The 23,725-nt window shown below is 66.5% G+C and carries 34 protein-coding genes; all 34 read right to left on the bottom strand.

Features of this window, described 5'->3' with window-relative positions; translation table 11 throughout:
• Positions 1-11: 11 nt before the first annotated feature.
• Positions 12-1,388 carry a class II 3-deoxy-7-phosphoheptulonate synthase gene (locus ACW11F_RS00170; RefSeq protein ID WP_456994697.1) on the bottom strand — a complete coding sequence of 459 codons (1,377 nt, stop codon included), beginning with the start codon at positions 1,386-1,388 and terminating at the stop codon, positions 12-14.
• On the bottom strand, positions 1,385-1,891 hold the full coding sequence (locus tag ACW11F_RS00165) for a disulfide bond formation protein B (protein WP_456995843.1): 507 nt from the start codon (positions 1,889-1,891) through the stop codon (positions 1,385-1,387). The genes ACW11F_RS00170 and ACW11F_RS00165 overlap by 4 nt, the downstream gene beginning before the upstream one ends.
• A 145-nt stretch (positions 1,892-2,036) precedes the next feature.
• A complete protein-coding gene (gene rplQ, locus ACW11F_RS00160; protein WP_456994695.1) occupies positions 2,037-2,414 on the bottom strand; it encodes a 50S ribosomal protein L17 in 378 nt (125 codons plus the stop codon).
• Positions 2,415-2,726: 312 nt separating this feature from the next.
• Positions 2,727-3,725 (bottom strand): DNA-directed RNA polymerase subunit alpha, encoded by a 999-nt coding sequence (locus ACW11F_RS00155; RefSeq protein WP_456994693.1) that lies wholly within the window; start codon positions 3,723-3,725, stop codon positions 2,727-2,729.
• A 51-nt stretch (positions 3,726-3,776) separates the two neighbouring features.
• Positions 3,777-4,406, bottom strand: a complete 630-nt coding sequence (gene rpsD, locus ACW11F_RS00150) for a 30S ribosomal protein S4 (RefSeq protein WP_456994691.1) — start codon at positions 4,404-4,406, stop codon at positions 3,777-3,779.
• Positions 4,407-4,422: 16 nt separating this feature from the next.
• Positions 4,423-4,812: a 30S ribosomal protein S11 gene (gene rpsK, locus ACW11F_RS00145; protein ID WP_456994689.1), complete on the bottom strand. Its 390-nt coding sequence runs from the start codon at positions 4,810-4,812 to the stop codon at positions 4,423-4,425.
• A gap of 9 nt (positions 4,813-4,821) precedes the next feature.
• Positions 4,822-5,178, bottom strand: coding sequence for a 30S ribosomal protein S13 (rpsM, locus tag ACW11F_RS00140; protein ID WP_456994687.1), 357 nt, complete (start codon positions 5,176-5,178; stop codon positions 4,822-4,824).
• 432 nt (positions 5,179-5,610) lie between these two features.
• Entirely contained in the window at positions 5,611-6,957 is a 1,347-nt protein-coding gene (gene secY, locus ACW11F_RS00135) for a preprotein translocase subunit SecY (protein WP_456994685.1), read from the bottom strand.
• A 6-nt stretch (positions 6,958-6,963) separates the two neighbouring features.
• Positions 6,964-7,401: a 50S ribosomal protein L15 gene (rplO, locus tag ACW11F_RS00130; RefSeq protein ID WP_456994683.1), complete on the bottom strand. Its 438-nt coding sequence runs from the start codon at positions 7,399-7,401 to the stop codon at positions 6,964-6,966.
• Positions 7,402-7,405: 4 nt separating this feature from the next.
• On the bottom strand, positions 7,406-7,600 hold the full coding sequence (gene rpmD, locus ACW11F_RS00125; RefSeq protein ID WP_456994681.1) for a 50S ribosomal protein L30: 195 nt from the start codon (positions 7,598-7,600) through the stop codon (positions 7,406-7,408).
• Positions 7,590-8,132: a 30S ribosomal protein S5 gene (gene rpsE / locus ACW11F_RS00120; protein ID WP_456994679.1), complete on the bottom strand. Its 543-nt coding sequence runs from the start codon at positions 8,130-8,132 to the stop codon at positions 7,590-7,592. Before rpsE ends, rpmD begins: the two co-directional genes overlap by 11 nt.
• Before the next feature lie 143 nt (positions 8,133-8,275).
• Positions 8,276-8,629, bottom strand: coding sequence for a 50S ribosomal protein L18 (gene rplR, locus ACW11F_RS00115; protein WP_456994677.1), 354 nt, complete (start codon positions 8,627-8,629; stop codon positions 8,276-8,278).
• A 46-nt stretch (positions 8,630-8,675) separates the two neighbouring features.
• Positions 8,676-9,203 (bottom strand): 50S ribosomal protein L6, encoded by a 528-nt coding sequence (rplF, locus tag ACW11F_RS00110; protein WP_456994675.1) that lies wholly within the window; start codon positions 9,201-9,203, stop codon positions 8,676-8,678.
• A 12-nt stretch (positions 9,204-9,215) separates the two neighbouring features.
• The gene (rpsH, locus tag ACW11F_RS00105) at positions 9,216-9,614 is read right to left on the bottom strand and encodes a 30S ribosomal protein S8 (protein WP_456994673.1); all 399 of its coding nucleotides are present in this window, start codon (positions 9,612-9,614) and stop codon (positions 9,216-9,218) included.
• 135 nt (positions 9,615-9,749) lie between these two features.
• A complete protein-coding gene (gene rpsN, locus ACW11F_RS00100) occupies positions 9,750-10,055 on the bottom strand; it encodes a 30S ribosomal protein S14 (protein ID WP_456994671.1) in 306 nt (101 codons plus the stop codon).
• 12 nt (positions 10,056-10,067) lie between these two features.
• Positions 10,068-10,607 (bottom strand): 50S ribosomal protein L5, encoded by a 540-nt coding sequence (gene rplE, locus ACW11F_RS00095; protein WP_456994669.1) that lies wholly within the window; start codon positions 10,605-10,607, stop codon positions 10,068-10,070.
• Between the two features lie 11 nt (positions 10,608-10,618).
• Entirely contained in the window at positions 10,619-10,933 is a 315-nt protein-coding gene (rplX, locus tag ACW11F_RS00090; protein ID WP_456994667.1) for a 50S ribosomal protein L24, read from the bottom strand.
• Between the two features lie 11 nt (positions 10,934-10,944).
• Positions 10,945-11,313, bottom strand: coding sequence for a 50S ribosomal protein L14 (gene rplN, locus ACW11F_RS00085; protein WP_456994665.1), 369 nt, complete (start codon positions 11,311-11,313; stop codon positions 10,945-10,947).
• 14 nt (positions 11,314-11,327) lie between these two features.
• Positions 11,328-11,591: a 30S ribosomal protein S17 gene (rpsQ, locus tag ACW11F_RS00080; RefSeq protein ID WP_456994663.1), complete on the bottom strand. Its 264-nt coding sequence runs from the start codon at positions 11,589-11,591 to the stop codon at positions 11,328-11,330.
• Positions 11,592-11,605: 14 nt separating this feature from the next.
• Positions 11,606-11,794 carry a 50S ribosomal protein L29 gene (gene rpmC / locus ACW11F_RS00075; RefSeq protein WP_456994661.1) on the bottom strand — a complete coding sequence of 63 codons (189 nt, stop codon included), beginning with the start codon at positions 11,792-11,794 and terminating at the stop codon, positions 11,606-11,608.
• Entirely contained in the window at positions 11,794-12,207 is a 414-nt protein-coding gene (rplP, locus tag ACW11F_RS00070) for a 50S ribosomal protein L16 (RefSeq protein ID WP_456994659.1), read from the bottom strand. Before rplP ends, rpmC begins: the two co-directional genes overlap by 1 nt.
• A 2-nt stretch (positions 12,208-12,209) precedes the next feature.
• Positions 12,210-12,941 (bottom strand): 30S ribosomal protein S3, encoded by a 732-nt coding sequence (gene rpsC / locus ACW11F_RS00065; RefSeq protein ID WP_456994657.1) that lies wholly within the window; start codon positions 12,939-12,941, stop codon positions 12,210-12,212.
• 2 nt (positions 12,942-12,943) lie between these two features.
• Positions 12,944-13,279, bottom strand: a complete 336-nt coding sequence (gene rplV, locus ACW11F_RS00060) for a 50S ribosomal protein L22 (protein WP_456994655.1) — start codon at positions 13,277-13,279, stop codon at positions 12,944-12,946.
• Between the two features lie 10 nt (positions 13,280-13,289).
• Entirely contained in the window at positions 13,290-13,559 is a 270-nt protein-coding gene (gene rpsS / locus ACW11F_RS00055; protein WP_456994653.1) for a 30S ribosomal protein S19, read from the bottom strand.
• A gap of 6 nt (positions 13,560-13,565) precedes the next feature.
• Entirely contained in the window at positions 13,566-14,393 is an 828-nt protein-coding gene (rplB, locus tag ACW11F_RS00050) for a 50S ribosomal protein L2 (protein WP_456994651.1), read from the bottom strand.
• A 10-nt stretch (positions 14,394-14,403) separates the two neighbouring features.
• Positions 14,404-14,697: a 50S ribosomal protein L23 gene (gene rplW, locus ACW11F_RS00045; RefSeq protein ID WP_456994649.1), complete on the bottom strand. Its 294-nt coding sequence runs from the start codon at positions 14,695-14,697 to the stop codon at positions 14,404-14,406.
• Complete coding sequence (gene rplD, locus ACW11F_RS00040) at positions 14,694-15,299, bottom strand: 50S ribosomal protein L4 (RefSeq protein ID WP_456994647.1); 606 nt, start codon at positions 15,297-15,299, stop codon at positions 14,694-14,696. The genes rplW and rplD overlap by 4 nt, the downstream gene beginning before the upstream one ends.
• Positions 15,300-15,301: 2 nt before the next feature.
• Complete coding sequence (gene rplC / locus ACW11F_RS00035; protein ID WP_456994645.1) at positions 15,302-15,958, bottom strand: 50S ribosomal protein L3; 657 nt, start codon at positions 15,956-15,958, stop codon at positions 15,302-15,304.
• 10 nt (positions 15,959-15,968) lie between these two features.
• On the bottom strand, positions 15,969-16,280 hold the full coding sequence (rpsJ, locus tag ACW11F_RS00030; RefSeq protein ID WP_076586709.1) for a 30S ribosomal protein S10: 312 nt from the start codon (positions 16,278-16,280) through the stop codon (positions 15,969-15,971).
• A 354-nt stretch (positions 16,281-16,634) separates the two neighbouring features.
• Positions 16,635-18,026 carry an amidohydrolase gene (locus ACW11F_RS00025; RefSeq protein WP_456994643.1) on the bottom strand — a complete coding sequence of 464 codons (1,392 nt, stop codon included), beginning with the start codon at positions 18,024-18,026 and terminating at the stop codon, positions 16,635-16,637.
• 61 nt (positions 18,027-18,087) lie between these two features.
• Complete coding sequence (locus ACW11F_RS00020) at positions 18,088-20,799, bottom strand: M14 family zinc carboxypeptidase (protein WP_456994641.1); 2,712 nt, start codon at positions 20,797-20,799, stop codon at positions 18,088-18,090.
• Positions 20,800-20,866: 67 nt separating this feature from the next.
• Positions 20,867-22,726: a CIA30 family protein gene (locus ACW11F_RS00015; protein ID WP_456994639.1), complete on the bottom strand. Its 1,860-nt coding sequence runs from the start codon at positions 22,724-22,726 to the stop codon at positions 20,867-20,869.
• 9 nt (positions 22,727-22,735) lie between these two features.
• Positions 22,736-22,879 (bottom strand): hypothetical protein, encoded by a 144-nt coding sequence (locus ACW11F_RS00010; RefSeq protein ID WP_456994637.1) that lies wholly within the window; start codon positions 22,877-22,879, stop codon positions 22,736-22,738.
• Positions 22,880-23,358: 479 nt separating this feature from the next.
• On the bottom strand, positions 23,359-23,725 hold a 367-nt coding region (locus ACW11F_RS00005), incomplete at its 5' end, for an EF-Tu C-terminal domain-related protein (RefSeq protein ID WP_456994635.1).

Below are 23,725 nucleotides of genomic sequence, written 5' to 3'. Positions count from 1 at the left end.
CATGTGCAGGCTCAGAGCGTGGCCAGGCCCTGCTGGTATTTGCGTCCGATCAGCATCGCGGTTTCCAGTGCCTGCTCGTAATTGAGCCGCGGATCCACGGTCGAGTGATAGGCGCGTGCGAGGTCGCCATCGGTCAACTCACGCGCACCACCGGTGCACTCGGTCACGTCTTCGCCGGTCAGCTCCAGGTGGATGCCGCCCAGACGCGTGCCGGCCGCGGCATGCAGTTCGAACGCCTGCTCGATCTCGCTGCGGATCTTGTCGAAACGCCGCGTCTTGTAGCCGTTGCTGCTGGTCTCGGTGTTGCCATGCATCGGATCGCACACCCACAGCACGCGCGCGCCCTCGCGGCGCACCGCTTCGAGCAGTGGCGGCAGCTTTTCGGCGATGTCCCGTGCGCCCATGCGGTGGATCAGGCTCAGCCGACCCGGCTCGTTGCCCGGGTTCAGCACTTCGATCAGTCGGCGCAGGTGGTCGACGCTCATCCCCGGCCCGACCTTGACCGCGATCGGATTGCGGATGCCGCGGAAGTACTCGACATGGGCGCCATCGAGGTCGGCGGTGCGCATGCCGATCCACGGGTAGTGCGTGCCCAGGTTGAACCAGCCCCACTGGTGCGGCACCTGCCGCGTCAATGCCTGCTCGTAGGGCAGCAGCAAGGCCTCGTGCGAGGCGAAGAAGTCGACCCGGTCGAGGTTGTGCGGTGGTTCACCGGAAAGCGTTTCCATGAAGCGCAGGGCATCGCTGACGCCATCGACGATGCGGCGGTATTCATCAGCCAGCGGCGAGTGGGTGACCCAGGACAGGTCCCAGTTCTGCGGGTAATGCAGGTCGGCAAAGCCGCCATCGATCAACGCGCGCACGAAGTTCAGGGTCAATGCCGAGCGCGAATGCGCGGTGATCATGCGCTCGGGGTCCGGGCGCCGGGATTCGGCATCGAACGCCGGCGCATTGACGATGTCGCCGCGGTAGCTGGGCAGCTCGATGCCATCGCGCACCTCGGTCGGCGCCGAGCGCGGCTTGGCGTACTGGCCGGCGAAGCGGCCCACGCGCAACACCGGGATGCGCAGCTCGTGCACCAGCACCAGGCTCATCTGCAGCAGCACCTTGAGCCGGTTGCTGAGGATGCTCGGGCGGCAGTAGGCGAAGTTTTCGCAACAATCGCCCCCCTGCAGCAGGAAGCGGCGTCCTTCCTGGGCTTCGGCCAACTGCTCGCGCAGGGTGAGGATTTCCCAGGAAGTGACCAGCGGCGGCAGCGCATGCAGCTCCTCCAGCACGCGCTTGAGCGCCAGCTCGTCCGCGTACTCGGGCTGCTGCGCGGCCGGCAGGCGACGCCAGGATTCAGGCGTCCAGTCCTTGGCCAATTGCACGGCGTGTGGTTTGCTCATGTCGTTCTCCCGGTGCCACGCACCGCCATCAATGCCCAGGCCCCCAGCAGCAGGTACCAGATCAGCGTCCAACCCGGCATGCTCAGGCCAAGGAAGCTCCAGTCGATGTTGCTGCAGTCGCCGCTGCCGGTCAGCACCTTGGCCACTGCCCCGGACCAGCCTCGGGTCTGCACCATGAAGTCCAGTCCGGCGCCGCAGGCCGCCATTTCCGGCGGATTGAGCTGCACCCACAGGTGGCGCCCGGCGACCACCGCGCCGGCCAGCGCCGCCAGCATCGCCAGTGCCGCATAGGCGCCGCGTCCACGGCGCGATGCCGGTGCATGCAGGCCGCCGAGCAGGAACACGATGCCCAGAGCAGCGAAGGCCAAGCGCTGCAGGATGCAGAACGGGCACGGCAGCAGGCGCTCGACGAACTGCACGTACAGCGCATAGGCCAACAGAGCCGCACAAGCGAGGAACCCGGCCAGGAAGCGGGTGCGGAAGGACCAGTGCAGCGGGTTCATCGAAGCCATCGGCGTGTCATTCAATCTTGCATTGCAACATAACAGATCGAATGCCCGCTGCACACTGGATGCAAACACGACCTGCACAAACGACGAACCCCGGCGAGCCGGGGTTCATGGTCAAGCGGGAAGGTGCGCGGCACGATCACTCCGCGGCGGGCGCACCCGGGCGATCCACCAGCTCGACGTAGGCCATCGGCGCATTGTCGCCGGCGCGGAAGCCGCACTTCAGGATACGCAGGTAGCCACCGGGACGGCTGGCGTAACGCGGGCCGAGCACGGTGAACAGGGTGCCGACCGCTTCCTTGTCGCGCAGGCGCGCAAAAGCGAGGCGACGGTTGGCGACCGAGTCGGTCTTGCCCAGGGTGATCAGCGGCTCGGCGACGCGGCGCAGCTCCTTGGCCTTGGGCAGGGTGGTCTTGATCAGCTCGTGCTTGATCAACGAGGCGGCCATGTTCTTGAACATGGCTTCGCGGTGGGCGCTGGTGCGGCTGAACTTGCGGCCGGCGTTCTTGTGGCGCATGGCGGAATTTCCTTGTGAAGATTGAAACCGTGGACGTCGTTGTCGCCATCCTGGCGCTGGAACATGGACTGCGGATGGTCCTGCGGCCCGCTTCCCTGAGCCGCGCGGCGCGGACCTGCTGGCCCGTCGCCGATGTTGCTGCAGTGGCGACCCTGGTCGCTCCTGCAGCGGTGCCAGTCGGCGTCATGCCGATTGGCGGGTTCGGTTGCTGCCATCCGTGGCGCGACTGCGTGGGCTTCGGAACGCCCGGCCCGACCATCCATGGCCAGGCGTTCGCTGGCCTGCGAGCCAGTGGCTCGCAAGCAGATCAGCTCACCCAAGCATGCCGTGCTGGGCGACGCCGGCCGGCGGCCAGTTCTCCAGCTTCATGCCCAGCGACAGGCCGTGCTGGGCCAGCACTTCCTTGATCTCGGTGAGCGACTTCTTGCCGAGGTTCGGCGTCTTCAGCAGCTCGACCTCGGTCTTCTGGATCAGATCGCCGATGTAGTAGATGCTTTCGGCCTTGAGGCAGTTGGCCGAACGCACGGTCAGCTCCAGCTCGTCGATCGGACGCAGCAGCGTCGGATCCACGCCGGCGACCTGCGGCTTGGCTGCGCCGCGCTCGCGCTGGGTGAAGTCACCGAACACCGAAAGCTGATCGGTGAGGATGTCGGCAGCGGTACGCACCGCTTCCTCGGCGTCGATCGCGCCGTTGGTTTCGATGTCCAGCACCAGCTTGTCGAGGTCGGTGCGCTGCTCCACGCGCGCGGCTTCGACCGCGTAGGCAACCCGGCGCACCGGGCTGAAGCTGGCATCGAGCATCAGACGGCCGATGGTGCGGGTTTCCTCGTCCGGGTGGCGACGCGCGGAAGCCGGCTGGTAGCCGAAGCCGCGCTCGATCTTGAGCTGCATGTCGATCGCCGCGTCCTTGGTCAGGTGGCAGATCACGTGCTCGGGATTGAGGATCTCGACATTGTGGTCGACCTTGATGTCGCCAGCGGTGACCACGCCCGGACCCTGCTTGGACAGGGACAGGGTGGCGCTGTCGCCACTGGCCATGCGGATGGCGACATCCTTGAGGTTGAGCAGGACTTCCAGCACGTCTTCCTGCAGGCCTTCGATGGTGCTGTATTCGTGCAGCACGCCGTCGATCGAGACTTCGGTGATGGCGAAGCCGGGGATCGAGGAAAGCAGCACGCGACGCAGCGCATTGCCGAGGGTGTGGCCGTAGCCGCGCTCCAGCGGCTCGATCACGACCTTGGCGCGGGTGGCAGTGATCTGCTCGATCTGCGGACCGCGCGGACGCAGCACTTGGGTGGCGGTAGCCGTCATGTAGGGCATCTCCTGCGGCTTCCCGGCGGGCGGAAAGCCGTGATGGGGGGATTACTTCGAGTACAGCTCGACGATCAGCGCTTCGTTGATGTCGGCCGGCAGGTCGGCACGGTCCGGCACGGCCTTGAACACGCCGGCGAACTTGCCTGCATCAACCTCCACCCACGAGGGCGAAAGACTCATCTGCTGGGCCACGGTGAGCGCTTCCTGCACGCGCAGCTGCTTCTGCGCCTTCTCCGACAGGGTGATCGCGTCGCCGGCCTTGACCGCATAGGACGGCAGGTTCACCGGCTTGCCGTTGACCAGCACGCCGCGATGCGACACCAGCTGGCGGGCCGAGGCGCGGGTGACCGCGAAGCCCATGCGATAGACCACGTTGTCCAGGCGCGTTTCCAGCAGCTGCAACAGGTTTTCACCAGTGTTGCCCTTCTGGTTGGTGGCCTTCTTGTAGTAGTTGCGGAACTGCCGCTCGAGCAGGCCGTACATGCGCTTGACCTTCTGCTTCTCGCGCAGCTGGGTAGCGTAGTCGGACAGCCGGCCGCGACGCGCAGTGGGCCCGTGCTGGCCAGGCTTCTGCTCCAGCTTGCACTTGGAATCCAGTGCGCGCGCGGGCGACTTCAGTGACAGGTCGGCGCCTTCGCGGCGCGCGAGCTTGCAGGTGGGACCGATATAGCGTGCCATGTCTGTCGATCTCCCTTTAGACGCGACGCTTCTTCGGCGGACGGCACCCGTTGTGCGGGATCGGCGTCACGTCGATGATGTTGAGGATCTTGTAGCCGACGTTGTTCAGCGAACGCACGGCCGATTCACGACCCGGACCCGGGCCCTTGATGCGCACTTCCAGCGACTTCACGCCGTAGTCCAGCGCAGCCTTGCCGGCCCGCTCCGCCGCGACCTGCGCCGCGAACGGGGTGGACTTGCGCGAACCGCGGAAACCCGAACCACCGGACGTGGCCCAGGACAGCGCATTGCCCTGGCGGTCGGTGATGGTGATGATGGTGTTGTTGAAGGAAGCGTGCACGTGCGCGATGCCGTCGGTGACGACGCGCTTGGTCTTCTTCCTGGTCTTGGCGGTGGGCTTGGCCATTTCTGTTCCTTACTTCCTGATCGCCTTGCGCGGGCCCTTGCGGGTGCGGGCATTGGTCTTGGTGCGCTGGCCGCGCAGCGGCAGGCCACGACGGTGGCGCAGGCCGCGATAGCTGCCCAGGTCCATCAGGCGCTTGATCGCCATGCCGATCTCGCGGCGCAGGTCGCCCTCGACCACGTACTTGCCGACTTCGGCGCGCAGGCGCTCGACTTCCGGCTCCGACAGGTCGCGGATACGGGTGGTGGACGCCACGCCGGCGGCCTCGCAGACCTGGCGGGAACGGGTACGGCCGATGCCGTAGATGCTTTGCAGCCCCACCCAGACGTGTTTCTGGGCAGGCAGGTTGACACCTGCAATACGCGCCATGAGGCGATCTCCAAACGGTTGATTGGCCAAAAAATGACTCTGCTTGGCCGGGGAAACTGACAATTGTAGCAACAATCCCGGGTTCAGGGAAGCCGGTGGCCATGAGGCCTCCGACCGGCATGGGGAGTGTGCCCATGCTCCGGCGAACGGATCCGTGGCCAGCCACCGGGTTGCCCCGATGCGGCGCGCGTTACTCCGACGCGCGCATTCCGCGGATCCACCCGGGCGCGGGATGCCGCCCGGGTCGCCCATCTGGCCGCCGCGGGGAAGCGACGGCGCCAATGGCGTGCCGGAGCGGGTGCCCCGGCGCTGGTGACGGCGGATCGCTCCGCCGCCGGTGCCGGGCAAGCCCGGCGCGGGTCGGGCCCACGGCCCTGCCCCGCTTCGCCCCGACCCGTGCACACCAGCGCACGGGCCGCGGCAGGATGAAGGTCAGCGTGCGCCGCGTCCCTTCAGGTTGGCCTTCTTCAGCAGGCTCTCGTACTGGTGGCTCATCAGGTGCGCCTGCAACTGGGCGATGAAGTCCATCACCACCACCACCACGATCAGCAGCGAAGTGCCGCCGAAGTAGAACTGGGTGGACAGCTCGGTGCGCATCAGTTCCGGCAGCAGACAGACGATCACCAGGTAGGTGGCGCCGGCCAGGGTCAGCCGGGTCAGCACGCCGTCGATGTACTCGGCGGTCGCGCGGCCCGGACGGATGCCCGGAATCAACGCACCGGACTTCTTCAGGTTGTCCGCGGTTTCCTGCGAGTTGAACACCAGCGCGGTGTAGAAGAACGCGAAACCGGCGATCAGCGACGCCAGCAGGATCAGGTACAGCGGCTGGCCCGGGGACAGCGCCGCGGCCACGCGTTGCATCCAGTGCGTGGTGGTCGAGCCACTGTTGCCGAACCACTGCGCGGCGGTGGCCGGGAACATGATGATCGAGGAGGCGAAGATCGGCGGGATCACGCCCGACATGTTCAGCTTCAGCGGCAGGAACGAGGTCTGGTTCGAGTACGAGCCACGACCGCCCTGGCGCCGCGCATAGTTCACCGTGATCCGGCGCTGGCCACGCTCGACGAACACCACGAACCAGGTGAAACCGAACACCAGCGCCGCCACCATCAGGCCCTGGATCGCGGTCATGTCGCCATTGCGAAGCTGTTCGACGGTCTGCACCACCGCGCTCGGCAGCCCGGCGACGATGCCGGCGAAGATGATCAGCGACACGCCGTTGCCGATGCCGCGCTCGGTGATCTGCTCACCCAGCCACATCAGGAACATGGTGCCGGCGGTCAGCGCCACCACCGCGGTGAACACGAAGGTGAAGCCGGCATTGGTCACCACCGGGATGCCGTTCGGGTCGGTCTGCCCCTGCAGTGCGGTGGCGATGCCGATCGCCTGGAAGATCGCCAGCGGCACCGCGCCATAGCGCGACCACTGGGTGATCTTGCGGCGCCCGGACTCACCCTCGCGCTGGATCGCCTTGAGCGTGGGGAAGATCTGCACGCACAGCTGCATGATGATCGATGCCGAGATGTACGGCATCACGTTCAGCGCGAACAGGGACAGGCGCTCCAGCGCGCCACCCGAGAACATGTTGAGCATGTTCACGATGCCCTGCTGCTGCGACATGAACGCGGTCATCGCCTGCGGGTTCACCCCGGGCACCGGGATGTGGCAGCCGATGCGATAGACGATCAGTGCACCGATGACGAACAGCAGGCGCTGGCGAAGTTCGGTGAACTTGCCAGCCCCCAGCATGCCGCCGAGCGCATTGCCGCTGCGCGACATCCGCGATTACTCCTGCACCTGGCCGCCAGCGGCCTCGATCGCCGCCTTGGCGCCGGCAGTGGCGAACACGCCCTTGAGCACGAACTTCTTGCCCACTTCGCCCTTCTTCACGATCTTCGCCTTCTTCGCCGTGGACGGCACCAGGCGCGCGGCACGCAGCGCGGCGAAATCGATCTCGCCCGCTTCCAGCTTGTCGAGCTGGTACAGCATCACTTCGGCGGTGTCCTTGGCGATGCGCGAGCGGAAGCCGATCTTCGGCAGGCGCATGTACATCGGCATCTGGCCACCTTCGAAGCCGGGCTTGATCTTGCCCTTGCCCGAACGCGCGTAGCTGCCCTTGTGGCCGCGGCCGGCGGTCTTGCCCAGGCCCGAACCGATGCCGCGGCCGACCCGGGTGCGCTCCTTGCGGGCGCCGTCGGCGGGCTTCAACGTATTGAGTTTCATCTGATTACTCCTCGACCTGCACCAGGTAGTGGACCTTGTTGATCAGGCCACGCACCTGCGGGCTGTCCTTCAATTCGCGCACGTCGCCCAGCTTGCCCAAGCCCAGTGCACGCACCGAGAGGCGGTGCTTGGCCTGCGAACCGGCCAGGCCCTTGACCAGCCGCACCTTGATCGTGCCGTCCTGCTTCTTACTGGACATGGAGGATCTCCTCGACCTGCTTGCCACGCTTGGCGGCGATGTTGGCGGGGGAATGCATCGAGGTCAGGCCCTTGAGCGTGGCCCGGACCAGGTTGATCGGGTTGCGCGAGCCGACCGCCTTGGCCAGCACGTCGCGCACGCCGACCGCTTCGAGCACGGCGCGCATCGCGCCGCCGGCGATCACGCCGGTACCCTCGGAGGCGGGCTGCATGAACACCTTGGCCGCGCCATGGTTGGCCTTGACCTGGTGCCACAGCGTGCCGTTGTTGAGGTCGACGTTCTTCATGCCCTTGCGCGCGGCTTCCATCGACTTCTGGATCGCCAGTGGCACTTCGCGTGCCTTGCCGTAACCGAAGCCGACGCGCCCGGCGCCATCGCCGACCACGGTCAGCGCGGTGAAGGTGAACTGGCGGCCACCCTTGACCGTCTTGCTGACGCGGTTGACCGCGATCAGCTTCTCGATCATGCCGTCATCGATTTCCTCGCGATCACGGCTGCGGTCGCGGCCGCGCCCTTGACGTTCTTCTGCCATTTCGATTCTCTGCTATGTACGGATGTGCTTGCGGCATCGCCGCTTATGATTGTGGGGTGTTGCGGGTGTTCCGCCACGACCGCAACCGGCCGGGACGTCCGATGCAATCCGCATCGGCGGAACGGGCGCCGGGGCGCCCGCGGTCAGAACTGCAGACCGGCCTCGCGCGCAGCGTCGGCCAGCGCCTTGATGCGACCGTGGTAGCGGTAGCCGGAGCGGTCGAACGCGACCGACTCGACACCGGCGGCACGGGCGCGCTCGGCGATGATGCGGCCGACCTTGCTCGCCGCTTCGATGTTCTTGCGGCCCGACAGGCCTTCGCGCACGTCGGCCTGGGTGGTCGAGGCCGCCGCCAGGACCTTGGAGCCGTCGGCGGAAAACAGCTGCGCGTACAGGTGCTGGCCGGTGCGCAGCACCGACAGGCGCGGCACGCCGAGCTTGCGGATGTGTGCGCGGGTGCTCTTGGCACGACGCAGACGGGCGGATTTCTTGTCCATGTTCGATGTCTCCGGAAGCTGAAAGCGAACGGTGCGGGAGCCGCCCTTACGCCTTCTTGGCTTCCTTGCGGATGATGGTTTCGTCGGAATACTTCACGCCCTTGCCCTTGTACGGCTCAGGCGGACGGAAGGCGCGGATCTTGGCCGCGACCTGACCGACCTGCTGCTTGTCGGCACCGGCGACGACGACCTCGGTCTGGGTCGGGGTGCTGATGGTGATGCCTTCGGGCGCCACGAACACCACCGGATGCGAAAAGCCCAGCGACAGGTTCAGATCCTTGCCCTGCATGGCGGCACGGTAGCCCACGCCGACCAGCTCGAGCTTGCGCTCGAAGCCTTCGGACACGCCGTGCACCATGTTGGCCAGGATCGAACGCAGGGTGCCGGTGATGGCCATGTGCTCGGGGCTGGTCGGCGCCAGTTGCAGCTCGCTGCCTTCCTGCTTCAGTTCCACGCCCTCGGGCATGGCCACCGACAGCTGGCCCTTGCCGCCCTTGACGCTGACCTGGCCGTTGTCGTGCTTGATTTCCACGCCCTTGGGCAGGGCGATCGGCTTCTTGGCGATACGGGACATGTTGCTCTCCTCTTAGGCCACGAAGCACAGGACCTCGCCGCCGACGCCTTCGCTGCGCGCCTTCGAGTCGGTCATGATGCCCTTGGAGGTGGAAACGATGGCAATGCCGAGGCCACCAAGCACGCGCGGCAGGTCGTTCTTGCCGCGGTACTGGCGCAGGCCCGAGCGCGACACGCGCTGCAGGGTCTCGATCACCGGCTTGCCCTGGAAATACTTCAGTTCGATCTCGAGCTCGGCCTTGCCGCCGCCCAGCTCGTTGACGCGATGGCCGAGGGTGTAGCCTTCGTCCTTGAGGACGTCGGCGATGGCCAGCTTGATCTTGGAAGACGGCATCTTCACCGTCGGCTTGCCGACCGCGGCCGCATTCTTGATGCGGACCAGCATGTCGGCGATGGGATCAGTCATGCTCATGTGGATTGCCTTGAGTTAGCACCGATATCCGCTTTCGCGAAAATCCTGCGATGGTGGAACCGGCCGCACGGGGCGGCCGGGGTCATGCGGGGAGCCGCATATTGTGGCCCGGAACGTGCCGGGCCGCAAGCGGGCTTACCAGGAGGCCTTGCGCAGGCCCGGCACGTCGCCACGCATGGTGGCTTCGCGCAGCTTGTTGCGGCCAAGACCGAACTTGCTGTAGACGCCCTTCGGACGACCGGTCAGCGCGCAGCGGCTGGTCTGGCGGCTCGGCGAGGAGTCGCGCGGCAGCTTCTGCAGCTTGGTCGACGCTTCCATCTTCTCTTCGTAGGTCGCGTCCTGGCTCTTGAGGATCTTCTTCAGCGCTTCACGCTTCTCGCCATGCTGCCTGGCAAGCTTGGCGCGCTTGAGATCCCGGTTGATCATGCTGGTTTTGGCCATTGTCTTTCTCGATCAGCGGAACGGGAAGCGGAACGCTTCAAGCAGCGCCTTGGCTTCCTCGTTGGTGTTGGCGGACGTGGTGATGGAGATATCCATGCCGCGGACCGCATCGACGGCGTCGAAGTCGATCTCCGGGAAGATGATCTGTTCCTTCACGCCCATGTTGAAGTTGCCGCGACCGTCGAACGAACGCGCCGAAACGCCACGGAAGTCGCGCACGCGCGGCAGCGAGACGTTGATCAGGCGATCAAGGAACTCGTACATGCGCTCGCGGCGCAGGGTCACCTTGCAGCCGATCGGCCAGCCGTCGCGGATCTTGAACGAAGCCACCGAAACGCGCGACTTGGTGACCACCGGCTTCTGACCGGCGATCTTGGCCATGTCGGCCATCGCGTTTTCCAGCACCTTCTTGTTGGTGGCCGCTTCACCCACGCCCATGTTGAGCGTGATCTTGGTGATCTTCGGCACCTGCATCGGATTGGTGTAGCCGAAACGCTTCATCAGCGCGGGGGCCACCTCTTCCTTGTAGATTTTTTCCAGTCGCGTGGTCATTGCATGCTTCCTCAGGCGTCAACCGCCTCGTCGCTGGAGCGGAATACGCGGATCTTGCGTCCATCCTCCAGCACCTTGGTCTTGATGCGCTCGCCCTTGCCGCTGGCCGGGTTGTAGTGCATCACGTTGGAAATGTGGATCGACGCCTCGCGCTCCACGATGCCGCCGGGCTGGCCGGCCTGCGGGTTGGGCTTGGTGTGGCGCTTGACCATGTTGACGTTCGACACGTACACGCGCTCGCCATCGACGCGGATCACGTCGCCGCGCTTGCCCTTGTCCTTGCCGGTGATGACGACGACCTGGTCGCCCTTCTTGATGCGATTCATCGTTGTCTACCTCACAGCACTTCGGGCGCGAGCGAAATGATCTTCATGAACTTTTCGGAGCGCAGCTCGCGCGTCACCGGCCCGAAGATGCGGGTGCCGATGGGTTCATGCTTGGCGTTGAGCAGCACGGCGGCATTGCCGTCGAAGCGGATCAGCGAACCGTCGGCGCGGCGCACGCCCTTGCGGGTACGCACCACCACCGCGTTGTACACCTCGCCCTTCTTTACCTTGCCACGCGGAATGGCTTCCTTCACCGACACCTTGATGATGTCGCCGATGCCGGCATAACGGCGCTTGGAACCGCCAAGCACCTTGATGCACATGACTTCCTTGGCACCGGAGTTGTCGGCAACGCCGAGGTGGCTCTGCATCTGGATCATGGTCTGGCCTCCTCTTATTCCGCGGCGTGGGCGAGAACTTCGACCACCCGCCAGTTCTTGGTCTTGGACATCGGCGCGCATTCGGCGATGCGCACGAAATCGCCTTCCTTGCAGGCGTTTTCGGCATCGTGGGCGTGCAGCTTGGTCGAGCGGCGGATGTACTTGCCGTACAGCGCATGCTTGACCTGACGCTCCACCAGCACCGTCACCGTCTTGTCCATCTTGTTGCTGACCACGCGGCCTTCGACCGTGTGCTGCTTTTTATCCGTGTTGTTCATGGTCATCACCTGGTTCACTGCGCGGCGCCGCCGAGCAGCATCTTGACGCGCGCGATCTCGCGCCGCACGCGGCGCACGTCATGGGTCTTCGCCAGCTGGCCGGTGGCCTTCTGCATGCGCAGGGAGAACTGCTCCTTGTGCAGCTCCTGCAGATGGGCCTTGAGGTCGGCCGGCGACTTCTTGCGGAGTTCGTTGAGTTCCATCAGCGCACCGTGCGGGTCACGAATTGGGTGGTCACCGAAAGCTTGGCCGCGGCCAGGCGGAACGCTTCGCGTGCCGTGGCCTCGTCGACGCCTTCGATCTCGTAGATCATGCGACCGGGCTGGATCTGGGCGACCCAGTACTCCACGTTGCCCTTGCCCGAGCCCATGCGGACCTCGATCGGCTTCTGCGTGATCGGCTTGTCGGGGAACACGCGGATCCACATCTTGCCGCCACGGCGCACGTAACGGCTGACGGCACGACGCGCCGCCTCGATCTGGCGCGCGGTCAGGCGGCCGGTCTGCGTGGCCCGCAGGCCGTATTCGCCGAACGACACCTGGTTGGCGTTCCACGACAGGCCTTCATTGCGGCCCTTGTGCTGCTTGCGGTACTTGGTACGTTTGGGTTGCAACATGATCAGCCCCTCGCTTCACGCTCGCCGCGCGGCTGGCGCGGGCCGCGGGCCGGGCGCTCGCTGCGCTCGCCGCGGGGTTCTTCCTTCTCCTGGCCCACCTGGGAGAAATCGAAGATTTCGCCCTTGTAGATCCAGACCTTGATGCCGATGATGCCGTAGGTGGTTTCCGCCTCGGCAAAGCCGTAGTCGATGTCCGCGCGCAGGGTATGCAGCGGCACGCGGCCTTCGCGGTACCACTCCGAGCGGGCGATTTCGGCGCCGTTGAGGCGGCCGGCAACGTTGACGCGGATGCCCAGCGCGCCCAGGCGCATGGCATTGCCCACCGCGCGCCTCATCGCACGCCGGAACATGATGCGGCGCTCGAGCTGCTGCGCGATCGATTCGGCGACCAGCTGCGCGTCCAGCTCGGGCTTGCGCACTTCGGCGACGTTGATGTGCGCGGGCACGCCCATCATCTCGGACACGTCCTTGCGCAGCTTCTCGATGTCCTCGCCACGCTTGCCGATCACCACGCCCGGACGGGCGGTGTGGATGGTGACGCGGGCGGACTTGGCCGGACGCTCGATGGTGATGCGGCTGATGCCGGCCGAGGCCAGGCGCTTGCGCAGCATCTCGCGGACCTTCAGGTCACCGGCGAGGAAATCGGCGTATTCCTTCTTGTCGGCGTACCACTTGCTGTTCCAGTCCTTGGAAATGCCCAGGCGGATGCCGATCGGATTGACTTTGTTACCCATGATTACTTGCTCTCGCCGACGACGATGGTGATGTGGCTGGTGCGCTTGAGGATGCGCGTACCGCGCCCCTTGGCACGCGCCCTGAAGCGCTTCAGGGTCGGACCTTCGTCGACCATGATGGTCTTGACCTTGAGCTCATCGGCATCGGCGCCGACGTTGTTTTCGGCATTCGATACCGCCGACCACAACAGCTTGTGGATCATGTGCGCGGCCTTCTTGTCGCTGAACTTCAGCAGGTCCAGCGCACGGGCGGCCGGCAGGCCACGCACCTGGTCGGCGACCAGGCGTGCCTTCTGCGGAGAGATGCGCGCGGTGCGCAGGATGGCTTTGGCTTCCATGATCGTCTCCTTACCTCGACTTCTTGTCGCCGCCGTGGCCCTTGAAGGTCCGCGTCAGGGCGAATTCGCCGAGCTTGTGGCCGACCATGTTCTCGTTGACGAGAACCGGGACGTGGTTGCGGCCGTTGTGCACGGCGATGGTGAACCCGACCATTTCCGGCAGGATCATCGAGCGACGCGACCAGGTCTTGATCGGCTTCTTGGTGTTGTTGCCCGCGGCCTCCACCTTGCTCAGGAGGTGGTGGTCGACGAACGGGCCCTTCTTCAGTGAACGTGCCATGTCCGATTAACCCCTGCGATCGCGCACGATGAACTGATCGGTGCGCTTGTTGTGACGGGTCTTGTAACCCTTGGTCGGCACACCCCACGGGGTGACCGGATGCGGGTTGCCCTGCCCGGCCTTGGCCTCGCCGCCGCCGTGCGGGTGATCCACCGGGTTCATGGCGACGCCGCGAACCGCCGGGCGGATGCCGCGCCAGCGCTTGGCGCCGGCCTTGCCCAGCTTCTGCAGGCCGTGCTCGACGTTGCCGACTTCACCGATGGTGGCGCGGCACTCGGCGGGCACCTTGCGCATTTCGCCCGAACGCAGGCGTAGCGTGGCATAGCCTTGGTCGCGTGCGACCAGCTGCACGCCGGCGCCGGCGGCGCGGGCCAGCTGGGCACCCTTGCCCGGCTTCATCTCCACGCAGTGGATGGTGGTGCCGATCGGGATGTTGCGCAGCGGCAGGGTGTTGCCGGCGCGGATCGGCGCGGTTTCGCCCGCCATCACCTGGTCGCCGGCCTTCAGGCCCTTGGGCGCGATGATGTAGCGACGCTCGCCATCCACGTACAGCAGCAGCGCGATGTGCGCGGTGCGGTTGGGATCGTATTCGATGCGCTCGACCTTGGCCGGAATGGTTTCCTTGTCGCGCTTGAAATCGATGATGCGGTAGTGCTGCTTGTGACCACCGCCGATGTGGCGCGTGGTGGTGCGACCGTGGTGGTTGCGGCCACCGGTCTTGCTCTTCTTCTCAAGCAGCGGCGCATGCGGCGCGCCCTTGTGCAGGTCGGGCGTGACCACGCGGACCGCGTTGCGGCGGCCGGCGGAGGTCGGTTTGAAAGTCATCAAGGACATCGTGTGCTCCTCAGGCCTGGGCCGTCACGTCGATGGTCTGGCCTTCGGCCAGCTTCACGTAGGCCTTGCGCCAGTCGCCACGGCGACCCATGCGCGAACGGAAGGCCTTGTTCTTGCCCTTCACGTTGACCACGTTCACCGACTCGACCTTGACCTCGAAGATCTGCTCGATGGCAGCCTTGACGTCGGCCTTGCTGGCGGTGGTGGCCACTTCGAAGACGTACTGGTTGGAAACTTCCTGCAGGCGCGCGGTCTTTTCCGACACGCGCGGCGCACGAATCACTTCATAAATGTTGAGGCTCATGCCAGCCACTCCTCGATCTTCTTCAGTGCGTCGGTGGTGACGATCACCGAATCGGCGGCAACCAGCGACACCGGGTCCAGACCCTGCACGTCACGCACCTCCACGTACGGCAGGTTGCGAGCGGCCAGGTACAGCGACTCGCTGGCGTCCTCGACCACCAGCAGCGGACGACGCCCGGCCTCGAGGCCGTTGAGCTTGTCCACCAGCAGGCGGGTCTTGGGCGAATCCACGTCCAGCGCATCCACCACGCTCAGGCGCTCCTGGCGGTTGAGCTCGGACAGGATCGAAGCCATCGCCGCGCGGTACATCTTGCGGTTGACCTTCTGCGCGAAGCTGCGCGGCTTGGCCGCGAAGGTCACGCCACCACCGACGAAGATCGGTGCGGTCAGTGCGCCATGACGGGCGCCACCGCCCTTCTGCCGCTTGGACTTCTTGGTGGTGCCGGCGACTTCGGAACGGGTCTTCTGCGCGCTGGTGCCGGCACGGCCGGCGTTGCGGTAGGCGACCACCACCTGGTGCACCAGGTCCTCGGAAAATTCACGGCCGAACACGGCTTCGGAAACCGAAACCTTGTTGCCGCTGCCCTTGACGGTCAGTTCCATGTTCATGCTCCCTTGCTGGCCGGACGCACGATCACGTCGCCGCCCGGCGCACCCGGCACCGCGCCGCGCACGGCGATCAGGCCGCGCTCGGCATCAACCTTGACCACCTGCAGGTTCTGCGTGGTCTGCTGCACCGCGCCCATGTGACCGGCCATCTTCTTGCCCGGGAACACGCGGCCCGGCGACTGACGCTGGCCCAGCGAGCCCGGCGCACGGTGCGACAGCGAGTTGCCGTGGGTGGCGTCGCCCATGGCGAAGTTCCAGCGCTTGACCGTGCCCTGGAAGCCCTTGCCCTTGGTCACGCCCTGCACGTCGACCATCTGGCCTTCGCTGAAGATGTCGGCCTTGATCTCGCCGCCCACTTCGAACTCGGCCAGCTTGTCGTCGGCGACGCGGAACTCCCACAGGCCGCGACCGGCCTCGACCTTGGCCTTGGCATAGTGCCCGGCACCGGTCTTGTTGATCAGCGCGGCGCGCTTGACGCCCGCGGTCACCTGCACGGCGCTGTAGCCGTCGTTGTCCACGGTCTTGATCTGGGTGATGCGGTTGGGCGTGGCCTCGATCAGGGTCACCGGAATGGACTTGCCATCCTCGGTGAACACCCGGCTCATGCCGGCCTTGCGGCCCACCAGGCCCAATTGATGAATTTTCGTCGACATGATGGTTTCCTCAGGTCAACTTGATCTGGACGTCGACACCCGCGGCCAGTTCGAGCTTCATCAGCGCGTCCACGGTCTTGTCGTTGGGATCGACGATGTCGAGCACGCGCTTGTGCGTGCGGGTCTCGTACTGGTCGCGCGCGTCCTTGTCGACGTGCGGCGAGGTCAGCACGGTGTAGCGTTCGGTCTTGGTCGGCAGCGGGATCGGGCCACGCACTTGCGCGCCGGTCCGCTTGGCCGTCTCGACGATCTCGCTGGCCGAACGGTCGATCAGGCGATGATCGAAAGCCTTCAGCCGAATCCGGATCTTCTGGTCCGCCATGACGGAGATTCCTCAAATGGATCGAAAGAGCGACAGGCTGGCCGGCTGGGTGCGGCAAGCCCCGTGGAGCGACGTTCCCGTGCCGGGGCGCGGACCGTTTCGCGAAAGTGCAAATCCCTGAAACAACGAGGCGGCCCGGTTGCCCGGCCCGCCCAGACAGAAAACAAACGCGCATGCACCGGCGAACGCCGGATGCCACGCGACCTGTCCTTGTCTGGCGAACACGAGGTGCGTCCTGCCCCTCATTTCGCTGGCTGCGGAACGCGCGCAGGGCGCGCTTCCGTCAAGTAGTCGCACATTATGACCGGGAACATTCCCGATTGCAAGCCCCGGGATTTCACGCCCGCATGCCGCTCAGGGCAGGCGGTAATCCAGCGGCGGCGTGTCGCCCTCGATCAATGACCGATAACGGAAGCCGGCGCCGCGCCGGCGTTCGAATTCGGCGCGCGCCTGCGCCAGCAGATCCGGCGAGGTGAACAGCTCGACGCCGATCAGCGCCAGCGCCTTGGCCGCGACCGCGGCGCCCTTTTCACCGATCGCGTGGCCGGATGCGGCGACTGCCTGCCAGCTGTGCGCCGCGGTGCCCGGCACCCAGGTCGCGGTGGACAGGCCGACCGTCGGCACCACCCAACTGACGTCGCCGACGTCGGTCGAGGCGCCGCCCAGCAGGCTGTCCTCGTACTCGGCGATGGTGGCGGCCACGGACAACGCCGGCGGCGCCTGGAACGTGGCCTGCATGCGGCGGGCGAACTCGAGGTCGTCGGCATCATAGTCGACGCCGCCGACGCGGCGCAGCGCGGCATCCGCCACACGCCCCAGCACGTCATTGGGCAGCAGGTCGTAAACCCCGCCGATCTGGCGGAACTCGACCGTGGTGCCCGTGCCCTGCGCGGCGCCCTCGGCCGCGGCATGCAGGCGCTGCATCACCTCCAGCACCACGCGGTGGTCGGGGTGGCGCACGTAGTAATGCACTTCCGCGCGCGCTGGCACCACGTTCGGCGTGCCGCCGCCGTCATTGATGGTGTAGTGGATGCGTGTTTGCGGCGGCACGTGCTCGCGCATCAGGTTGGCCATGAAGTTCAGCGCCTCGCCCCCGTCCAGCGCCGAGCGTCCGCGCTCGGGCGCGATCGAGGCATGCGAGGCAACACCACTGAAACGGAAGCGGCCATTGATGTTGGCCAGGCTGCTGCCCTGCACCGCCGAGTTGCGGCTGTCCGGGTGCCAATGCAGCACCGCATCGACATCATCGAACAGGCCGGCCTTGACCATGAACACCTTGCCCGAGCCACCCTCCTCCGCCGGCGTGCCATACACCCGCACCTGACCGGCGACGCCCGAAGTCCGCAGCCAGTCATGCAAGGCGATCGCCGCCGCCACGCTGGCGGCACCGAACAGGTTGTGCCCGCAGGCATGGCCGGCCGCGCCTTCGGCCAGCGGTTGCGGTAGCGGGCTTGCCGCCTGCGCCATGCCGGGCAGCGCGTCCATCTCCGCCAGCAGCGCGATCACCGGCCCATCGGCGACCTCGCCCGCGCGCGCCACGAAGGCGGTGGGCATGCCGGCGACACCGGCTTCCACCTCGAATCCGGCCGCGCGCAACTCCTGCTGCAGCAGACCGCTGGCATGGGTTTCCAGATAGCCCAGTTCCGGCCGCTGCCAGATGCTGCGCGAGACTTCGCCCATGCGCGCGGCATACGCGTCCACGCGGGCCATCACCTGCTCGCCGCCATCGGCCGCGTGCGACGGCATGGCGCAAACGGCCAGCAGCAGGGCGAGGCCCGCCTGCCGCCATCGCCGCGGCATCGGCGGATCAATCCGCACGTGCATGACCGACCTCGAACAGACTGTTGAACAGCAGCTTGAAGCTGGCGTGGGTCTGGCTGCGGAAGGTGATGTCGGTACCGAAGATGGTCAGGCGCCCCTGGCCGACATCGGCCTGCGCAGCCAGCACGCCTCCCTGCAGCCGCTCCTGGCCGATGGCCCAGCCGCTGCGCAGCGGCTCGGGCGTGTCGAAGCGCAGGATCGGGCGCCACGGGCTGCCCGCCGGCACATCGAACACCGGAACGCTGTCCCAGCGGCCATCGGAGAAATACACGTCCAGCCGCGTCGGCAAACCCCAGGTCACGGGCTGCCGCTTGTCCACCGCCACTTCGAGCACGCTGCCCGGAATGTAGTACTCGCGTGGATTCAATGCGCGCATGCCACCCTGCGCGTCGCGCGTGCGCAGGTGGCTCAGCAACGGAGCACCGACGTCCAGCGCAAGCCCGGCCGAGGAACCGGTGGCGATGACATGACCGCCCTCCTGCATGAAACGCAACAGCGCGGCGCGCGCGGCTTCGTCCTCGAGATCGCCCAGCATCGCGTGGTACTGCGCGGGGATGCGTGCGCGATCGGGCTGCGGCATGCGCCGGCCCGCCTTGCCCTCGACCGCCAGCGCCTCGGGCAGCGACAAGGCACCACTGGGCAGGATCAGCACATCGAAGCGCTGTCCCAGGTCCTGCTCGCGGATCGCGGCCGGATACACCACTTCGTAGTCGAAGCCGAAATCCTCCAGCACCAGCCGGGTCCAGCCGGACACCATCGAGCCACCATAGCGGTCCCACAGCGCGATGCGCGGCGCACGCAGCGCGATGCCGGCGCGTGGCACGGCACTGGCTGCACTCGGCTGCACTCCGCTGCCCTGCAACGCCTGCGCCAGCGCCCCACCGGCATCGGCCGGCACGTGGAAGGCACCGTCGTCTTCGGCCACGCGTTGCACCGCGACGCCGGCCTTGAGCAGGCGATTGGCCACGGCGTAGCTGTCATTGACCCGTGCATCCAGCCTCCAGCCGTGGCGCGAGGCCGGCACCTTGCCGGGTGCCGCGGCCAGCGGCGGATCCAGCGGCAGCGGATCGAAGGGCCCGTCGAAGGCCTCCAGCACGCGGTCGAACTGCACGCCCATCAGGAAGGCGAGCGTCCAGCCGGCCGAATCGTAGGGTGCGATCGGCGGGCCGCCTTCGTACTGCACATCGTGCGGATGATCCTGCGGCTCGAACATGTCGAGCAGATGCGGACGGAAGGCCTGGTCCGAGCGCAGCACCAGCGAACCCGCCGGATAGCGCTTGCCGGCGACACTGAAAGCCTCACGCGCGCGGTGCACTTCGATCCCGGCCGATTGCAGTGCCGCCACGAATTTCCGCGCGGTGGCGAAATCCGCTTGGTCGGCAGGCAGGATGTAGCCGCGCGGGTCACGTCGCGCCGGCGCATGGAGGGCCTGCTGCAGCCGCGCCTCGTCGATCGCCTGGCTGCCATCGTCGCCGGGAGCGGCGGTGCGCGCGCTGGCCACCGCCGCCTCGAGCGCGCTCGGGCTCGGCGTCCAGTAATCACGTTGGCCACGCTCGATCGAATTGCGGCCCATGCGGTGGATGTTCCACAGCAGTTGTTCGCGATGCCGCGAGGCATGATCGAGCACCGCCCAGTTGGCGCTCAGGCTGTAATCGATGGATTGGCGGAAATGCCAGGTCTGCGCCGGTACCGGGGCCGGCAGGTTGCTGTCCGGCAACTGCCGCGACGGCAGGAACGGCATCGGCATCGGCGTCGGATTGCCGGTGATCTCGGTGAGGATGCCGAGCATGTTGTGGAAATAGGGCGTGGTGCGCAGCCCGCCGTTCCACCAGGTGGAATACACGCTGCCGCGCTTGGATACCGCGCCGGGCTTGCCCTCGCCGAGGTAACGCAGGTTCATCGCCGCACCCAGCGCCTCCAGGCCGACCGGGATCATCGCGTCGATGCGGTAATTGAACGGATCGCGATAGGGCGGCAGCACGATCACCGTGCCGCGCGGCGAGGACTGGTGGTGGTTGTAGACGATCTGCGGGTACCACTGCTGGTACATCACGCGGTTCATGTTGCGCGTTTCCTGCAGCGCCGCCATGTAGAAGTCGCGATTGTTGTCGTGCCCGGCGTATTTCTGATACATCCGCGGCGGCGTGTCGAGCACCCGCTTGGCGGGCTCCGGCTCGCGCATGTACCAGTCGGCATACAGCTCGTGCCCGTCCGGGTTGGCGTGCACCAGCAGCACAATGACGTCATCGAGGATGCGCCGGGTTTCCTCGTCCTCGCGCGAGGCCAGTTGCCATGCGGTTTCGATCAGCTGGTGCGCACCGACGGTTTCGTTGGAGTGCAGGCCACCGTCGATCCACACCACCGCCTTGCCCTCGGCCGCCAGGCGCCGTGCACTCGCGGCATCTTCGCGCCCACGTGCCAGGCGCGCGGAAATGTCGCGGTAGTGCTCCAGCCGTGCGAGATTCTTTGGCGAGGAAACTACCAGCATCGGCTGCATGCGGCCTTCGGACGTCGGCCCGATGTCGACCAGTTGCACGCGCGGCGATGCCTTGGCCAGGCGGCGGAAATACGCTTCGGTGCGGCTGTAGTTCGCCAACTGGTAGTCATCGCCGATGACGAAGCCGAAATGTTCGCGCGGCGATGGAGGCGCCGACCACGCAATCGACGGAAGCAGCAGAGCCACAAGGAACAACCCCATGCTCGATTTCCACACTCGCCTCATGCCGATTTCCTGTGCTGACGGTTGCCTCACCGGGATGACGACTTCAGCGATAGAAGCGCACGTTGTCAATCTCGTACCACAGTGTGTCGCCCGCCTCGCTGCGGCCGGTGAGCACGAGCTCGCTGATCGCCTCTCCATTCCAGGCTTGCGCATCGGCCAGTGCGCGGCCGCGCCAATCGGAGGCCTGCAACTGCGCGAAGGGCACCCGCAGCCTGCGCCATTGCGCATCGGCTGGTGTCAGTTGTGCACTCCAGTTGCGGCGCTCGACTCCGCGCAGCTGCAGCGCCACCGCACGCGCATTGCCGCGCAGTTCGAACTCGATCCCGCGGTACGCGGACACGTCCAGCGGCAGTACCGAACCACGGCCGAGCGGCAACACCACGCTGGCATGCGGGGATTCACGCGCCGACAGCGCGGCCGTCATCAGCAAGGCATGGCCACCGCCCTCGCGCGGCACGCGCTGCATGATCTGCCAGCTGCGCTCGTTGCCGGCATCCGCTTCGCTGGTTCGCAACGTATCCAGGCGCGTGCGCTCGCCCTCGAAATCATCCACCCAGGCAGTCGCGGGCTGCGGCTTCGGCCATGCCTCGGGATTGGGAACACTTGCCGCGTTGGCGGGCAGCGGTGGGCGAGCGGTGAACACCGCGCGACCGGCGAGAAAGACCTGATCCACCTTGCGCATGTCGGCGACATCGCGCCAGGGCGCGCCATCGACCAGCACCAGGTCGGCGCGCTTGCCGACCTCGATCGAGCCGGTCTGCGCGCCCAGGCCGAGACTGGTGGCCGTTTCGCGCGTGGCGGCGCGCAGCGCCGCCGGCGCCGACAGCCCGCCCCGGACCATCAACTCCAGCTCGTGCTGGCTGGAACGGCCATGCGGAGTGCCCGGCATGCCGGCGTCGGTGCCCAGCACCACGCGCACGCCACCGGCATGCAGGCGGCCCAGGTTGTCCAGCGCCCGGGCGAAGTTGCGCTCGCGCGAGCGCTGCACCGGGTCGTCTTCGCTCGGCACTCGCTGACCCTCGCCAACCCGGATCGGCTCGTACACCGACAGGGTGGGTGCGTAGGCCGTGCCATGCTCGCGCATCAGCGCGATCAGTTCCTCGTCCACCGTGGCATCCAGCACGCTGTGCGCGATCACGTCGACCCCGGCACGCGCCGCCTGCTTGGCCCTGGCCACCGTCACCGTATGCGTCAGCACCTTCAGCCCATGCGCATGCGCCTCGTCGACCACGGCCTTCAGCGTGGCCTCGTCCATGCTGGTGTTGTCCGGGGCGCGTCCGTAGCGCCAGCCATCGGTGAACACCTTGATCACGTCCGGCCCGTACGGCAGCAGGCCGCGCACTGCGCGCTGCCCCGCCTCCGGTGAATTGACCCAGCGCGTGGTCGCCTGATCGGCCCAGTCCGCGCCATGCCCCAGCGGCGTGCTGATGCGGGCGGCGAACAGCACGCGTGGCGCCACCAAGCGCGACAGCCATTCGCGTCGCGGCTGCCAGGCTTCCGGTGCCTGATGGAAGTCGCTCAGCAGGGTCACACCCGCGGCAAGGTAGGCATTGGCCACGCTCGCCGAGGAGGATGGCTGCATCGCCGGTGTCCAGTGCGTATGCACATCGATCAGCCCCGGAAGCAGCGCGCGCCCGGCCGCCTCCACCACCTGCGCCGATTCGGCCGAGCCGGCAAGATCGGGGCCGATCGCCGCGATCTTGCCATCGCGCACCAGCACGTCGCCGCGCTGCGGCTCATCGCCGGTGCTGGTGAAGATCATCGCATCGCGGATCAGCAGCCCCGGCGCCGGGGTGTCCGGCTGGAGCGCTGCCGGCACATCGGCAGGCAGCGCCAGCAGCAATGCGAACAGGCAGGCCAGACCGGTAGCGGCCCATCGACGAGACAGAGCAGGTGTTTTCATCGGGCGGACTCAGAACTCCTTGCTGATGTTGAGGTACCAGTAACGCGGCGTGGCGGAGTACAGGGTATTCATGTAACCGCGCCCATCCGAGCTGATCGGCGGCCGATAGTTGTTGACATTATTGATGCCGGCTTGAATGACAAATCGGACCATGGACCCGCATCCTGCATGCGATAGTGCACGAACGCATTCCAGAATGTACTCGAGCCAGGCTGCCAGTAGTGGCCATCCTCGTACTGCAGACTGGTGTCTTAGATGCCGTTGGCAATCGCGCCAGCACCGAATAGGTTTCCTGCACCACGTCGTCAAGCTCCATGCCGGCGGGAAGGCGTCGTGCCAGCCAGGCACGCAGGGCGGGTTCGTGCGGCAGGATGTGCTCGGCGATCCAGCGCGCGCGGGCATTCAAGGCCACACACTCCTGCGCTTGGCCGCAGTGCGATCCGATGCCGGCCTGTGCAAGACGCCCCTCATGCCGCGGAAATCTCCCCTCATCAATGCCGTCAATGTGACGGCCCTACCCTACTTGATGCACGGGGTGCGGAATTCCTCCATTCCCGGCACGCGTGCAAAGGAAAGGGCGGCCGAAGCCGCCCTTGTCCCGTGCACTGCCGGCGGCCTCGGGCCGCGGGAGATCACTTTTCGATCTTCGCCACCACGCCGGCGCCGACCGTGCGGCCACCTTCGCGGATCGCGAAGCGCAGGCCTTCGTCCATCGCCACCGGGTTGATCAGCGACACCTTCATCTTCACGTTGTCGCCCGGCATCACCATCTCCACACCCTCCGGCAGCTCCACCGAACCGGTGATGTCCGTGGTGCGGAAGTAGAACTGCGGACGGTAACCCTTGAAGAACGGCGTGTGACGGCCGCCCTCGTCCTTCGACAGCACGTACACCTCGGCCTCGAAGTCCGTGTGCGGGGTGATGCTGCCCGGCTTGGCCAGCACCTGGCCGCGCTCCACTTCGTCACGCTTGGTGCCGCGCAGCAAGAGGCCGGCGTTG

Source organism: Luteimonas sp. e5, from assembly GCF_054031035.1.
The sequence above is the reverse complement of the archived record's forward strand: the minus strand, read 5'-3'. Positions and strand labels throughout refer to the sequence as shown.